Below are 13,779 nucleotides of genomic sequence, written 5' to 3' on the forward strand. Positions count from 1 at the left end.
TGCAACCTTAATAGTGGCATCCGTAGGATGGAACACCAGGAGTACCCGAAGGGTGAAGGGTGCAGGGGGCAGGTTGCTGTATCCATACTTCTACTTCGCCAATACTCGTTTTGTATATTTATGCAGCCCTTATCCAACAAAAGGGATTTTTGCAGTGGAGTCAAAAAGTGATTCAAAAGTTAAATACAATTCTAGCTTTTTCCCTAAAGACTGTCCAGGCAGCTTATGAGTTGTGTTAAAATGCTGATATAAAAAAAGCCAAAGATTTACCACTAAAATATAAAACCTGGTGGGGCGATAATTCTGACGACTTCTATTATTTTTGACACTTTGATGGTTTTCCTGGCCGCTTTAGTGGGAGGATGGATAGCGGAGCGCTTGAGGCAGTCTCCGGTGCTGGGCTATATACTGGGGGGAATACTGGTAGGCCCATATGTCCTGGGTTTGGTTCATGACCTTGAACTCCTGCAGGGTTTTTCCGAAATCGGTATCATTTTACTCATGTTTACCGTTGGCATAGATTTTTCCTTATCCCGATTGGAAAAGGTAAAAAAAATTGCCCTGCTGGGGGGAGCACTGCAGATTAGCGGTGTGGTGCTGCTCTGCACCGGAGCTTGCTATCTGGTGGGTATAAACCTTTACCAATCATTTTTCCTGGGTTGCGTGGCTGCCATGAGCAGTACCATGATCGTATTGAGGATACTGGGCGAACAAGGAGAGAGCAACTCTCTTCATGGCCAAATAATGCTAGGAATTCTAATTGTGCAGGATTTGGCTGTAATATTGATGGTTTCTCTACTGCCGGAACTCCACCAGGCATCGCTGGCCAGCATTCCCCAGCTCATTTTTCCCTTAGTGAAATCATTTTTATTTATACTTTTTATCATTTACTTGGCGCAAAAAGTATCACCCTTAGTTTTTCGCCAGGCGGCTAAAGGCAGCAATAATGATGTATTTCTCATTCTTGCGCTTACTATGGGATTGGGAATAGCCTTATTGTCTCATGCTCTGGGCCTATCAGTGGCCCTGGGTGCTTTTTTGGCTGGATTGGTCATAAGTGAATCTGAGTACACCCATGAAATATTGGGGAAGATCAATTCACTGCGTGACACCTTTGTAATTCTGTTTTTCGTAGCCGTAGGTATGCTGGTTGATCCTCTGGCCCTGCTTAACAATATTAATCTATTGCTTATTCTTCTGGCAGTGATAATACCGGGGAAACTGTTTTTGCTTTTCCTGATTGTAAAATTCCTGGGCTACCACAGCCGTATTGCCTTCCTGGTAGGAATGGGCATGGCGCAAACAGGAGAATTCTCCTTTGTTATGGCTAAACTGGGTTTGGACGAACAACTAATCTCTTCTGATATATATAATCTAATTCTGGCCAGCTCTATCATTAGCATCCTTCTGACTCCACTCTTTATCAAAATGGCTCCTCTCTGGTATCTTAAGCTCAATAAAACCCGAATATGGCAGAAGCTTTTTCCGGAAGCAGATTTGGAAGAAAGCGAAATTGACAGCTCTGAGTTACAGGGACATGTAATTTTAGTAGGTTATGGCCGGGTAGGTAAAAATATTGGCCAGGGACTTCAACAGATCGGCCTTAATTATATAGCGATTGATTACGACTACCACTCTGTCCGTAGTCTCAACGAAGCAGGGATACCTTATTTATATGGAGATGCATCCAACGAGGTCGTGCTGGCTCAAGCCCGTCCTGACCTGGCTCGATTAGCTATTGTGGCCCTCCCGGATTTATTCACTAATCGTCAAGCTATCTACAACCTTTTAAAACTCAATCCCAACCTCATTATTTTAGCCCGGGCTCATTACGAGTGGGAGAAAGAAATACTCTACCAGCAGGGAGCAGCAGAAGTGATTCAGCCGGAAATGGAGGCCGGGTTGCAATTGATGAGGTATCTAATCCTCCACCTGAACCTTCCCCTGGAGGAAGTGGATAAATACCTGGAAACCTTATATGTCAAAGATCATGAAGCAATTATACACAAGAAAGATATAATAGCGAAACGAGAGAAGAATCTCAAGGTCAGAGAGTTCTCTGTTGGCCCTAGCTCGCCCTTTGCGGGTAAGAAACTGATAGATTCACAAATACGGGAAAAAACTGGTTGCAATGTAGTCACCATTAAAAAAGCCGGAGGGGAACTGCTCTTAAATCCTTCCTGCAAAGAGACTCTGGATAGAGATGATTTGGTGGTGGTGATGGGAGATTCCCGGCAAATACTGAAATTTGCCCAATTAAACGGAGGCGAATTGCAGCACGGCTAGCAATTGCTCAATCATCGTATATATATTGCTTGTTTTGTGCTTTTTTTAGCACTTCTTCAACTTCCCATAATGAACATTATGTAAACTAAGATATTTTTATAAAATAGAGCCTGGTTTTTGCTTATCCCTTCAACCAGGCTCATAAGTTTTTATTTCAATATAGCCCCCGGACATCTTATTTGTATACATCACCCCGCGGGCCAATAAAAAGAACTATAACAACCAAACCCTTATCATCTATCTCATAAACGGTACGATAATTTCCAATGCGCAATCGATATCTTGGTTTAGAATAACCTGACATGAGTTTTCTCCCGGAATATTGTAAGGATCAGCTTTTAAGGTCTCCAGGCGATCAAGTATTTTCTTATGAGTTTTCTTATCCAGCTTGAATAGATATTTATCTGCTCTATGAGATAAACGAAGCTTATAAACCGGCTTTTTTTCTATGCTCATAAAAATCTACCCATTTACCCTCTGCTACTTCCTGGGAAGCTAATTCTATTTCAGCTGATTCTTCTTCGGTAAACCCTTCCTCAATATCAATAAGGTCTTCGGCCAATAGTAATTTGATAAACTCTTTAATTTCGGAACGGTTGAGACGACGCACCTGTTCAACAAGTTTTTCAACAGATGAAGCCGCCATATTATCCCTCCTAGGTTTTTATACAATTATGTTTGTCGTTTTCCTATAAACATCCTGAAGAAACTGCGGAGCAATTTCAACTCCCGGTTTGAACCGCCACCAAACTTGCGGCACCGTATTTTTCCCTTAAACGCGGTTTTTCAATCTTGCCGGTGGGATTACGCGGAACTTTATCAAAAATGATTTCCCGCGGGCGCTTGTAACGCGGCAAGGGAGCGCAGAATGCCCTTATTTCTTCTTCCGTGCAGCTGTGCCCTGCTTTTAGTTCTATAATAGCCGCCGCTATTTCCCCCAGGCGCTTATCCGGCAATCCAATGACGGCTACATCCTTGATGGCCTGGTGTGCACGCAGGAATTCCTCAATTTGCACCGGATATAAATTCTCGCCGCCACTGATAATCACATCTTTTTTCCGGTCCACCAGATAAATAAAACCATCTTCATCCATCCGGGCCATATCTCCGGTAAATAACCAGCCATCCCGTAGTACTGCCGCCGTCGCTTCCGGGTCGTTGTAGTAGCATTTCATCAGTCCCGGTCCTTTGACAGCCAACTCCCCTACTTCTCCCTGGGTTACAGAACATCCATTCTCGCCAGCAATCTTGACTTCCCAGTTGTAGCCCGGTATGCCGATAGCTCCGACTTTATGAATATTTTCCGTACCTAAATGGACACATCCGGGTCCGATCGATTCGCTCAGGCCATAGTTCGTATCATAGAGATGGTTGGGAAAATACTGCTTCCAGCGTTTGATTAAGCTGGGTGGAACTGGCTGCGCCCCGATATGCATCAGCCTCCACTGGGAAAGATCATAATCTTCCAGCTTTACATCCCCTCTTTCAATGGCATCCAGAATATCCTGCGCCCAGGGGACCAAAAGCCAGACAATAGTAATTTTTTCTTCCGAAACCGTTTTTATAATCCATTCAGGTTTTACTCCCCGCAGCAATACGGCTTTACTCCCTGCCAGCAAACTGCCGAACCAGTGCATTTTGGCGCCGGTATGATAAAGCGGCGGAATGCATAAAAAATTATCTTCCCGCGTTTGCCCGTGGTGATTTTGTTCTGTATAACAGGCGGACATCAAGCTCTGGTGGGTGTGTAAGATGGCTTTGGGGAATCCGGTGGTACCTGAGGAAAAATATATCACTGCGTTATCTTCATCCGTAAGTTTTATCGCTGGAGCTTCAGAGGAACAATTGGCAGTAAGGCGGTCATAATTTTCCGCAAAAGAAGGGCGATTTTCTCCCGCATAAAAAAGTGGCTTTACATTCGCTATCTGATTGTAGATGCTCTCAATCCGACCGATAAATTCCGGTCCAAAAATCAAGGCCCTGGTTTCCGATAACTCCAAACAATACTTGATTTCCTCAGCTGTGTAGCGAAAGTTCAATGGTACAGCGATAGCTCCCGTTTTTAATATACCAAAATAGATAGGCAGCCACTCCAGGCAATTCATTAAAAGAATGGCTACCTTATCCCCTTTTTTTATTCCTCTTTTCAGCAGCAGATTGGCCAGTCGATTGGCTTTTTCGTCAAAAACGCGCCAGGTCATGTCCCGCCGGTATTCACCGGCCGGGTTGTTTTCAATCAGTTCATACTCCAGCCAGGTGATATGATGACTTTCCTGCAGATCCAAATTGATTTCAGTCAGGCATATTTCCGATCCATAGAGCTCAGCGTTTCGCGCCAGTATTTCCGTTATGGGCATTTTATCTTTCCTCCCGTTCTACCAATACAAGCAAGATATGGTGTTTATGAAAATAAAAAAACCGTACTTCAGTAAAAACACTATAAAGATTATAAGCAAGGCTAAACAGTTAATCAATAGTCTGAAGCTGTTGCCAGCCAGGCACATTCTTAACTACCTGTTCTCAGGTCTAAATCCAAGTTTTTCAGCAATCATTTCATAAGTGGGTAGATTTACAGCATAGTTCCGGCCCAATCGAAGTACTTCAAAAATAAGCCCGTTCATCTCAGAATCCTTACCCTGTTTTAAGTCCCTCTGCAGGGAAGTAGAAGCAGTTGGTGATAGATTATCCAGAATCTCCAGATTGCTTTCCACGATATCCACATTAAAGTGTATATCCATAGCCTGAGCCAGGACCTCAATCTCGCGCATCAGGGCAATAAATGTATCCCTTTCTTTTCCTTCCCGCTGAGCAGCTCCGGCATTAATATCATAATATACACCACAGGCAGCCATAGGAGACACATAGGAGAACTTTTGCAATGCATCTCTCCTGATGTTATCAGATATAATGCTTGTAATACCGCTGCCCTCCAGATCTGCAGCCACCTGTTCAAGTACCGGACGGTACTCCTCCGGGTTTCTTACCCCGAATACCACCCGAAAGATATCGCCTTTTTGCATGATGGTACCCGGCTCTTTAATCTCGGCCGCAATATAAATACAGCCATCCGTCACCAATAAATCCGGCAGCAGTTTCTGCATCCTGCCCCCGGTGCCATAGATATTAAGTATAGGAATAACGATAGTATCTTTATGGGCTACCCTTTTAATAAAAGGAATGGTATCCAGCAGCGAATAGTCTTTCACGCAGTTGAATATTACATCCGGATGTTCGTTATAATGCTCCATATCCCAAGCCTTCATAGGATAGACGGTATAATTACCCTTTCTGGTAGTCTCCATTTTCAAGCCGTGATTTTGAATAGCTTCCAGGTGCATTCCCCTGTCAATTATGGTAAGATCTTTACCTGCCTCGGTCATGAATGCCCCGATACTACCCCCGGTACCGCCGGCTCCGATTATCAAGTATTTCACTTTTTTCCCTCCCAGTTGATTGAGCAATTACTCTCATATTATAGCAATAAATCATTCGTCTCAAGACATTTAGTATATTGAAAAACGGAATAGAGTTCCTGGAAGCAAATGAATTATTATTGGACCAAGCGTAAAAACTGTTTAAGAAGTATTTCAAAAAGGAGTCGTTATTTTTGTCCGATAGCATTCAAAGCATATTAAATAACCCCAACATCTTACTACCATTAATTATTTGGGCTACTATCTGGAAAGGGTTAGCTCTTTGGCGAGCTGCCAGACTTAATCAAGTAGCCTGGTATATAGCCTTACTTATCATTAACACTGTTGGAGTATTTGAAATAATCTATCTCATTGCTACAAATAAAAAATACAAAGAAAGCAACGGCTGTATATCCTAGCAGTTTATCCTCCGGATATTTTAACTGAAATAGATAAGACTTGCTTAGTGGCCCCGGAGCTTCAGCTTCTGGGTTACGTACAAATAAGTCCGGGGGCCTATCCCCGGACTTATTACACCAGTAAAATGCTGTTCCCTTCCATTCTTCTCACCTTTTAAAATTAATGGATTACAACTTTTCTTCCACATTTCTTCCGCCATACATTACACGAAGAATATGCATCGTATAGTCAGACTCTCTGGTAATGTAAAAAACAAGAAGGTTGCTAACAGGGAAAAATCTCAACCCTCTTGATTACCAGGGTTCCTTCTTGTACAGGGCATGCCTTTCCGGCAGGGTATCTAGCTTCAATATTTCCTGTTCAAGTCTATTGCACAGGTTAATTGCTGTTTGCGGCTCAAATAATTCAGTAGCAATATACATAAAAATCTCCCGTAGATCATTTTCCGCAGCAGGTGTAATAATTACCTCGTACTGTCTCATGTATTTAGTCCTTTTCTAATGTTAGAAAATACTTCTTTAGCAGAACGACCATGACCCGCCAAATATTCTGCATACCCTTTCTCTAACTCCGTATTAAATTCTGCTTCCATCATAGTATCGACAGGTTTAATACCATCCGGTGCTAATTTTAATTCAAAAGGTATCGCCTGATTAATTACCACTTGCCTTAAAAAGAGTCCCACCGCATTTGACATCGAAATTCCCAAGCCTTCAAACACCTTTTCTGCCTGTTCTTTTATTTCCGGTTCAATGCGTATATAAAGGTTTGATGATTTAGCCATGAAATCCACTCCCTTTCTTGCTATCCCTATAGGCCCGGAGGATATACCCCGGCATTTAGTCCAATCTTACAGTCGGGTTAATGGTAATTAGTTACTGCATGCTTCGCTTTTCATATTACCATTATAAAATATTGTATATACAATAGCTATGCAATTAATGCTGATTGAGGCTAAAGATTAAAATATTGCCCCCGGTCTGAGCTACCTGGTTACTTCCATATCCACTTTGATTTAATTACAATATCTTTCCAGGCAGTTTTGTAGAATTATGATAGCTTCAGCTTTGCTCAAAGGTTTGCTAGCCTGAAAGCTTCCATCAGGATAGCCCTGGATAATACTGGCTGCATAAGCCTTAGTGATTCCCTTTTGCGCCCACTCAGGCAAAGAATCCTTAAAGGGCGCGGGCTCTGATGCCTCAACTCCAAATAGCATACCTGCCAAATGGGCAGCTTCGGCTCGTGAAATACTCTTTTCGGGTTGCAAAAGCCCTCCTGCATAGCCTTTCACCAAGCCCCCCTCAATCAGGGGAAGAATTCTATCAATATCTGCTTGTTCTTCATTAATATCAGCAAATAAATCAGCAGCTACTATATTTCCATTGATGGACTTAAGTGGTGAAGCAGAAAACGGTCCTGTCAGCCGGGCTAAATGGGTGAAAAATTCCCGACGGCTAATTTCCCCTTGCTGGTCTTCCAGGTATTCTTCTGCTACTTCAACAAAGGAAGCTATCCGGGTTTTGCTGTAATTGTCCTGGTTAAAGAGAAAATTAATCACCATGATTTCGCCGTTGCTGTCTACATGGCTCAGTTCAATGGTCAGAGAACGAGGAGTAGCAGCGATAAATCTAATCCCGGGCTTACCGTCAGAATCACAAATCTGATTCTTCTTCCCCTCGAACTGCTCCGGCCATTCTACATAATTGCGGTAGCTGGATTCATCGGGAACCTGCATATAGCTGGTTCCCCAGGGGAGTATGACCATTATCTTCTGGCCCTCTGACAGCGGAACCGCTATACTTGCTTTTCCGGTAATCTGTACGCTGCCCAGCTCTCTGTTTTCCCCATAGGAAACCGTGGGCGCAGATAAAACCTGGTTTATGGTATTCCCCTCTTGCGCATCTCCCTCATCATTAATGCGGTCAGGATCACATATCCTTACTTTTATATCTGTATCGGCCCAAACCCGAGTTGGTGAAAAAAGCATTAAAGCCAGTGTAGCAATAAGCATCGTAAAAAACACTATCCATTTTCTCCGGATAGCCATAAATATCACTCCTCCGCTTGATTAGTTTATAACCATTATACAACAGAAAGCCCTGGGGTATTTCATGTTAACCTAGATCTCGCCGTTACCGACGGCGATATAAATAGTAATGAAATAGTATTTTTCACGTTAAATGACCTCTCATACCTTGCTATGGTTAAATTCCACCCCCAGCACCCGGAGATTCAGAAGCCAACAGAGTCAGCCAGGCAGTATCCCCTCACTCCAAACTTTTCTGATTAGTCTTTAATAGCTTAAATGAATATTATACAATTAGAATTGTTAGCCATATTCTTTGAAGGGGAGGTAAAAAGTAATGAAAAATCGGACTCTGTTAATTGTACTGGCGGTTTTGCTCATCATGCTGGTAGCGGGTATTTCTACCTATAATGGCATGGTCGCTGCCAACGAACGTATCGACAATAAGTGGGGGGATATTAATACACAATTGCAAAGACGCTCCGACCTGATTCCCAATTTAGTTACAACTACCAAGGCCTATGCGACCCAGGAAAAAGAGATTTTTACCCAGGTGGCTGAAGCCCGCAGTAAACTGGCAGGAGCAAATTCAGTGGGAGAAAAAGCACAGGCCGATGCTGAACTGAGTACGGCGCTTAGTCGTTTGCTGGTTGTGGTGGAAAGATACCCGGCTTTGAAGTCTGATGCCAATTTCCGTCAACTGGCAGATGAACTGGCAGGAACTGAGAATCGTTTGGCGGTAGCACGCCGGGATTATAATGAAGCGGTTCGGGATTACAATACCCGAATTAAGAAGTTCCCGGCCAATATGATAGCCGGTATGGGCGGTTTTGCGGCCCGGGATTACTATAAAGCCCAGGAGGGGGCCCAGGAAGTACCCCAGGTTAATTTCTAGACCAAGGTTTAAGGAAAGCTTTCCAGCTGTCCTTTACTTCTTTTAATATCAGGAGATGATAGCTTGAAAAATACTTTTTCCTTACTATTTTTTATCACCAGCGCTATGGTGAGAGGGAGGCTTGCATGCGTAAAGCTGTTTTAATACTGATAGCTATGATGGTGTTACAATTATTCACAGCTCCAGCAATTGCCGCTATGGACTTGCCCCAGCCTGACCGCAATTTCTACTGTCTCGATCAGGCCGATATGCTTAGCGAGGAAAGCGAGAACGCCATTATAAATACCAGTAAGAACCTGCAGCAAAAGACCTCTGCCCAAATCGTAGTGGTTACGGTGCCTACTATCGGGGAAGATCTAGTCCTGGAGGATTATTCCCTGGAGCTTTTTCGCCAATGGGGTATAGGAGATAAAGAGAAGAATAATGGAGTTTTACTGCTAATCGCTCAGAAAGAGCGAAAAAGCCGTATTGAAGTTGGCTATGGTCTGGAGGGTGTACTGCCTGACGGAAAAACTGGCCGGATTCAGGATGAAAACCTGATACCGTATTTTAAAAATGGGCAATATGATGCGGGAATTATTAATACTTATAATGCTTTATTAAAGGAAGTATCACAAGAATATGATATCCCCTACCAGCCTGCTTCTGGTGGCCAGAAACCTTCTCCCCAGAAGGATGAAAATGAAATATCCTGGCCTGCTATCATTTTCATACTTATAATCCTGTATATCATCTACCGTAAAACGCGCGGCCGAGGTTCTTCAGGCAGAGGGCCCGGCGGCAGTGGCGGAGGGGGATATTTCGGTGGGGGCGGTTATTCTGGAGGCGGAGGTTTTGGCGGCGGCGGTAGCTTCGGGGGAGGCGGCTCAGCCGGCGGCGGCGGGAGTAGCCGTGGCTGGTAACAGGTATTAGATCTACCGGGTTAACATTGAACAAATAAAATGGCAGCTAGTTTGGTAATTCATATATCCAACATCAATTACTTGTGCTGTTAAGTAAGTTGGATAAGTGTAAATTGCGGCCATTTGGTGTAAGGCATAGTAGGATGCACTAGTAATTGATGGCGCGTTATGTTATTACCTGAGCTTTTCCCCACTTCTGCTATTCTAGAAGTTTAGCTAGTAATGACGCTATTTCCAACTATAACCGTAACAGCCCTGGTTAAATTGTTAGAAATGCCCTACTGTGCCCTCGCATACCTTCACCGTTTAAAATATTAGTCAGCATTTCATCTGATACCTGATAGTTAAAGAAGGTCTGATAAAAACAGCGGGCCTCTTCTCTTATATCTAAATCCTCAAAATGTTCAGGATAGAGCTGCTTCGCCGTCCACATAATGACCAGCGGGGTTTCCAGTCCGCCCGGATGCCCCCAGCGGGATATACCTATAGGCATCTGGTAAACTCTATTGTTTTTAACCGCTTTTAAGGATGACCACTGCGAATTAGTCATTATATAATCAACTACTCCAGGTTCATTTACCAGAATTACATCCGCATCCCATAAAAGAATCTGCTCCAGACTGGCGTAGTTTTTACCTTCTAACTGGCGTAAAGGATGATATACCGATACATTTATAGCCCCTGCTATTTTGGTCCATTCACCCGATAGACTATCTGGAGTGTCGGTACGCGTTGCTTCATTTACCGCATGGTAAACCCGTACCCGCTCCTTTTCGGGGATAGTTGCCGTTACCTTCTGTACTCGTTTTATACTGGCCTGGTAGTAATCAATATAGGCCTGACCCTTTTCAGGTACACCCAGTGCCTGAGCAATAGCCATAATAGCATGCTGCTGTCCTTCAATACTATTATAATCTACGGCCAGGTACGGAATATTAAACGTATCCAGTTTTTCCACTTCCGCTGGGTTTAAAGCAGTACTATTTTTAATAAAGGCTACATCAGGATTGGTTTTTAGTAATTCTTCAATGTTTATTGAACCCGCCGCCACTGGTATTAGAGCATCACCTATCTTAGGATACATTACATTTAGCAATACATCCTTTTTCAAGCCATCGGGAATGGCAACTATCTTATCCCCTTCTCCTAACATGGCAGTTACATGCCCGGAAAAGGCATAAAGACTGGCGACCCTTTCAACATGGGCAGGCACCTGCACCTTACGCCCCAGGTTGTCGATGACGGTTATACTCTGTTTAGGACCAGGTACATTCTCATTATTTGCTTGATTATGCCCATGCCAATAACGGTAGCCTATCACCAACAGCAGAAGAACTAATAGTAATAATATTAAACGGGGATATTTTTTATCTAACACAGGCATTTCTCTCCTCTTCTTTAGTTCCGTTCAAAGTACTAACCGGAACCAGTTGTTTTAATACTGCAGAGGTATCCAGGGGACATGTCATTAATTTGGTATTTAAATTGTAAAGGGTTCTTATATTATGTTCATCAAGTACTTCAGTAGGGTTCCCCACCTCCAAGAAATGCCTCTCCACCACTGAGCTGGGTATAAGGGCGATGTGCATATGTCGTAATCCAAGCAGGTCAAGCCCCTCTTTAGCAATTTCTTTATTTTCTGCCGAGGGGGATGAGAAACGACCGGTATGCGCCATCTGATAGCAAGTAAGCCGTCTATACTAATACTCATAGGAATTCCGGCTACTAAAATATCGTGGTAACGAGCCGTAGCCAAGCTGCCCATTAACGAAAACAATGGCTGTAAACTGCTGGTATGGATCTGCATAGTGCCCACTCCTGGAAATAACTTGAGGGGATAATTCCCCTCAAGCTATTCTTAATTTATTTACGTCTCAGGAAAAAATAAAGTAATAATGCCCCTGCGACTACAACAATACCGACATTTAGCGGCTTACTTAAACTGTTGTCATTATCAGCGGTTTGGGTCTGGTTATCGTCAGTGCTGGCTGTTTCAGCATTATTAACTTTATCCTTTTCGGACTTAGTTTCATCTTTTCCTGCCGGCACCTGATTATCACTCGTATCCAACTTGTCGCTGTCAGCTATAGCATCATCACCTGTTACTTGATTTTGTACAGCCTGGTTCTTATTGGTATCAGTCTGTTGCTTTACTGGTTCTGAAGGCTTTACTGTATTTTGATTATTTTTAGGGGTAGTAGGAGTTACGCTTTTCCCATCAGCCGTAGTAAAACTTACTTTTACCTCTTGCTCTAATACGGAACCGCTTTTAGCCTGCATCTCAGGTGATATTTTTAGGGTATAACTACTTCCAGGCTGAAGAGACTGCTGGGGGGCAATAGTCACTTCTCGCTTGTATTCCGGTTGTATCTGGTCATCGGCCATAATAACGTTGATTGGAACCTGCTGTCCATTATTATATAGGGCGAAACATTTTATGTTATTATCCTTTACCGACATATTGATTACGTTTTTATTAAAGGTTAGCTTAATCTGAGTATTAACTGCTACATTTGATGCCCCATCAGCAGGGTTGGAAGAAGCTAACCCCAGAGGGGCATCGTGCCCGCCTCCAGACCCGTCACCACTACCACCTTCAGCCAGTACCGGTAAGGTTAGGAATAAGCAAAAAAGAACAACCAGCGCTAATACCAAAGAAGACCTGGATTCCTGCCTGAACTTCAACACAATAATACCTCCTAAATATTATTTGTAGACGCAGAACCGACACTCAATTTGAATTAAAAAAACCCTAAACTCTCGAAAGAAGACTCCGGGTGATTTCACCGGTACCCAGGATAAATACTCTCCTTTCCAAAAGGGAGGCACAGCCGTTTTCAGTTGCACCTATCGACTGTATACCATTAGCCGTGACTGAAGGCAGTACAGCTCGGAGATTATTCAGTTAATTAAACCCGTATTACTGGTAAGTACGTAAGCATTCTATCATTATTTTCAGGTTTATCTATACGTGAATATTTTCCAAAAAAGCAGGGGGCAGGTGCCTATGGACTTGCCCCAGCCTCACCGCAATTTCTACTGTCTCGATCAGGCCGATATGCTTAGCGAGGAAAGCGAAAACGCCATTATAAATACCAATAAGACCTACAGCAAAAAAAGAGAAGGATAATGGAGTTTTACCGCAAAACATGCGTTTGGGGATCTTCGGCTAGATCACATACAAAAAATGGGATGATTCTTGTTTATATTGTATAAGGATAGCGGGGGACATATATCACCACATTATAGGTATTAACCTATAATAATGATAAATATATATAATTTGTTATATAAGATATGGGATGCTACTATAAAGATACAATAATTTATTTGCTGCTAATGGCAGCAGAAGGGAGGAAAACAAATGAATATTAGTGCAAGAAATCAGTTAAAAGGGAAAGTTGCTTCTATTCAGGAAGGTGCAGTAAATGCCATTGTTACTTTAAAGACAGACGGTGGTAATAACTTTACTTCTACTATTTCCAAGGAAGCCGTAAAGGAACTGGGATTGGCCCCAGGCAAAGAGGCGATGGCCGTTATTAAGGCTACAGAAGTAATGATTGGTTTGGGAGAGATGAAGCTCAGCGCCAGAAATCAACTGGCCGGTGAAATTGTAAATGTTCAGGAAGGTCCAGTAAATGCTATCGTAACGGTAAAAACCGATGGCGGGAATACACTTTGTTCCACTATTTCAATAGCTGCCATAAAGGAACTGGGGCTGGCGCCCGGGATTAAAGCAAAAGCTGTCATTAAGTCAACATCTGTTATGATAGCTGTCTAAATCATAAAGAAAATCCAGACTGTTATTGAAGGCTTTGTGGGTATTTAGGACAAGTA

17 protein-coding genes and 1 riboswitch are annotated in these 13,779 nt (G+C 43.0%); of the genes, 6 read left to right on the top strand and 11 right to left on the bottom strand.

Annotated elements, in window-relative coordinates; genetic code table 11:
- Positions 1-333: 333 nt before the first annotated feature.
- Positions 334-2,286, top strand: coding sequence for a monovalent cation:proton antiporter family protein (locus tag SWOL_RS06035; RefSeq protein WP_011640590.1), 1,953 nt, complete (start codon positions 334-336; stop codon positions 2,284-2,286).
- Positions 2,287-2,461: 175 nt separating this feature from the next.
- Here SWOL_RS06035 and SWOL_RS15265 read toward each other — a convergent pair whose 3' ends face one another.
- The 5 genes from SWOL_RS15265 to SWOL_RS06055 all read right to left on the bottom strand — a co-directional run bounded on the left by SWOL_RS15265 (position 2,462) and on the right by SWOL_RS06055 (position 5,720).
- Entirely contained in the window at positions 2,462-2,560 is a 99-nt protein-coding gene (locus SWOL_RS15265) for a type II toxin-antitoxin system RelE family toxin (protein WP_423218534.1), read from the bottom strand.
- On the bottom strand, positions 2,524-2,742 hold the full coding sequence (locus SWOL_RS14885; protein ID WP_041427432.1) for a type II toxin-antitoxin system RelE family toxin: 219 nt from the start codon (positions 2,740-2,742) through the stop codon (positions 2,524-2,526). The genes SWOL_RS15265 and SWOL_RS14885 overlap by 37 nt, the downstream gene beginning before the upstream one ends.
- Positions 2,714-2,932, bottom strand: a complete 219-nt coding sequence (locus tag SWOL_RS06045) for a hypothetical protein (protein ID WP_011640591.1) — start codon at positions 2,930-2,932, stop codon at positions 2,714-2,716. The genes SWOL_RS14885 and SWOL_RS06045 overlap by 29 nt, the downstream gene beginning before the upstream one ends.
- 76 nt (positions 2,933-3,008) lie before the next feature.
- Entirely contained in the window at positions 3,009-4,643 is a 1,635-nt protein-coding gene (locus tag SWOL_RS06050) for a class I adenylate-forming enzyme family protein (RefSeq protein ID WP_011640592.1), read from the bottom strand.
- A 153-nt stretch (positions 4,644-4,796) separates the two neighbouring features.
- Positions 4,797-5,720: a ketopantoate reductase family protein gene (locus tag SWOL_RS06055; RefSeq protein WP_011640593.1), complete on the bottom strand. Its 924-nt coding sequence runs from the start codon at positions 5,718-5,720 to the stop codon at positions 4,797-4,799.
- Positions 5,721-5,893: 173 nt separating this feature from the next.
- Here SWOL_RS06055 and SWOL_RS06060 point away from each other — a divergent pair, with 173 nt between their 5' ends.
- On the top strand, positions 5,894-6,118 hold the full coding sequence (locus tag SWOL_RS06060; protein ID WP_041427433.1) for a DUF5652 family protein: 225 nt from the start codon (positions 5,894-5,896) through the stop codon (positions 6,116-6,118).
- Between the two features lie 294 nt (positions 6,119-6,412).
- Here the strand turns inward: SWOL_RS06060 and SWOL_RS15140 are convergent, their stop codons facing one another.
- From SWOL_RS15140 to SWOL_RS06075, 3 genes are all read right to left on the bottom strand, one after another.
- Positions 6,413-6,601: a type II toxin-antitoxin system RelE/ParE family toxin gene (locus SWOL_RS15140; protein ID WP_011640594.1), complete on the bottom strand. Its 189-nt coding sequence runs from the start codon at positions 6,599-6,601 to the stop codon at positions 6,413-6,415.
- Positions 6,598-6,903: a type II toxin-antitoxin system RelB/DinJ family antitoxin gene (locus SWOL_RS06070; protein WP_011640595.1), complete on the bottom strand. Its 306-nt coding sequence runs from the start codon at positions 6,901-6,903 to the stop codon at positions 6,598-6,600. The genes SWOL_RS15140 and SWOL_RS06070 overlap by 4 nt, the downstream gene beginning before the upstream one ends.
- 231 nt (positions 6,904-7,134) lie before the next feature.
- The gene (locus SWOL_RS06075) at positions 7,135-8,166 is read right to left on the bottom strand and encodes an S-layer homology domain-containing protein (RefSeq protein ID WP_011640596.1); all 1,032 of its coding nucleotides are present in this window, start codon (positions 8,164-8,166) and stop codon (positions 7,135-7,137) included.
- 316 nt (positions 8,167-8,482) lie between these two features.
- Here SWOL_RS06075 and SWOL_RS06080 point away from each other — a divergent pair, with 316 nt between their 5' ends.
- Together SWOL_RS06080 and SWOL_RS15070 are read left to right on the top strand one after the other, a co-directional pair.
- Complete coding sequence (locus tag SWOL_RS06080; RefSeq protein WP_011640597.1) at positions 8,483-9,040, top strand: LemA family protein; 558 nt, start codon at positions 8,483-8,485, stop codon at positions 9,038-9,040.
- A gap of 125 nt (positions 9,041-9,165) precedes the next feature.
- On the top strand, positions 9,166-9,942 hold the full coding sequence (locus SWOL_RS15070) for a TPM domain-containing protein (RefSeq protein ID WP_011640598.1): 777 nt from the start codon (positions 9,166-9,168) through the stop codon (positions 9,940-9,942).
- Positions 9,943-10,201: 259 nt separating this feature from the next.
- Here the strand turns inward: SWOL_RS15070 and SWOL_RS06090 are convergent, their stop codons facing one another.
- The 3 genes from SWOL_RS06090 to SWOL_RS06100 form a co-directional block, all read right to left on the bottom strand.
- A complete protein-coding gene (locus SWOL_RS06090; protein ID WP_011640599.1) occupies positions 10,202-11,326 on the bottom strand; it encodes an ABC transporter substrate-binding protein in 1,125 nt (374 codons plus the stop codon).
- A complete protein-coding gene (locus tag SWOL_RS14735) occupies positions 11,310-11,618 on the bottom strand; it encodes a hypothetical protein (RefSeq protein ID WP_011640600.1) in 309 nt (102 codons plus the stop codon). The genes SWOL_RS06090 and SWOL_RS14735 overlap by 17 nt, the downstream gene beginning before the upstream one ends.
- A 187-nt stretch (positions 11,619-11,805) precedes the next feature.
- Positions 11,806-12,630: an Ig-like domain-containing domain gene (locus SWOL_RS06100; RefSeq protein WP_011640601.1), complete on the bottom strand. Its 825-nt coding sequence runs from the start codon at positions 12,628-12,630 to the stop codon at positions 11,806-11,808.
- A gap of 103 nt (positions 12,631-12,733) precedes the next feature.
- Positions 12,734-12,850, bottom strand: a riboswitch (molybdenum cofactor riboswitch).
- 99 nt (positions 12,851-12,949) lie between these two features.
- Between SWOL_RS06100 and SWOL_RS15075 the strand changes: the two genes are divergently transcribed.
- On the top strand, positions 12,950-13,072 hold the full coding sequence (locus tag SWOL_RS15075) for a hypothetical protein (RefSeq protein ID WP_278078276.1): 123 nt from the start codon (positions 12,950-12,952) through the stop codon (positions 13,070-13,072).
- 234 nt (positions 13,073-13,306) lie between these two features.
- The gene (locus SWOL_RS15270; RefSeq protein WP_011640602.1) at positions 13,307-13,723 is read left to right on the top strand and encodes a TOBE domain-containing protein; all 417 of its coding nucleotides are present in this window, start codon (positions 13,307-13,309) and stop codon (positions 13,721-13,723) included.
- Positions 13,724-13,779 lie beyond the last annotated feature (56 nt).

This window comes from Syntrophomonas wolfei subsp. wolfei str. Goettingen G311 (assembly GCF_000014725.1).
GTDB classification, from domain to species: Bacteria; Bacillota; Syntrophomonadia; order Syntrophomonadales; family Syntrophomonadaceae; genus Syntrophomonas; species Syntrophomonas wolfei.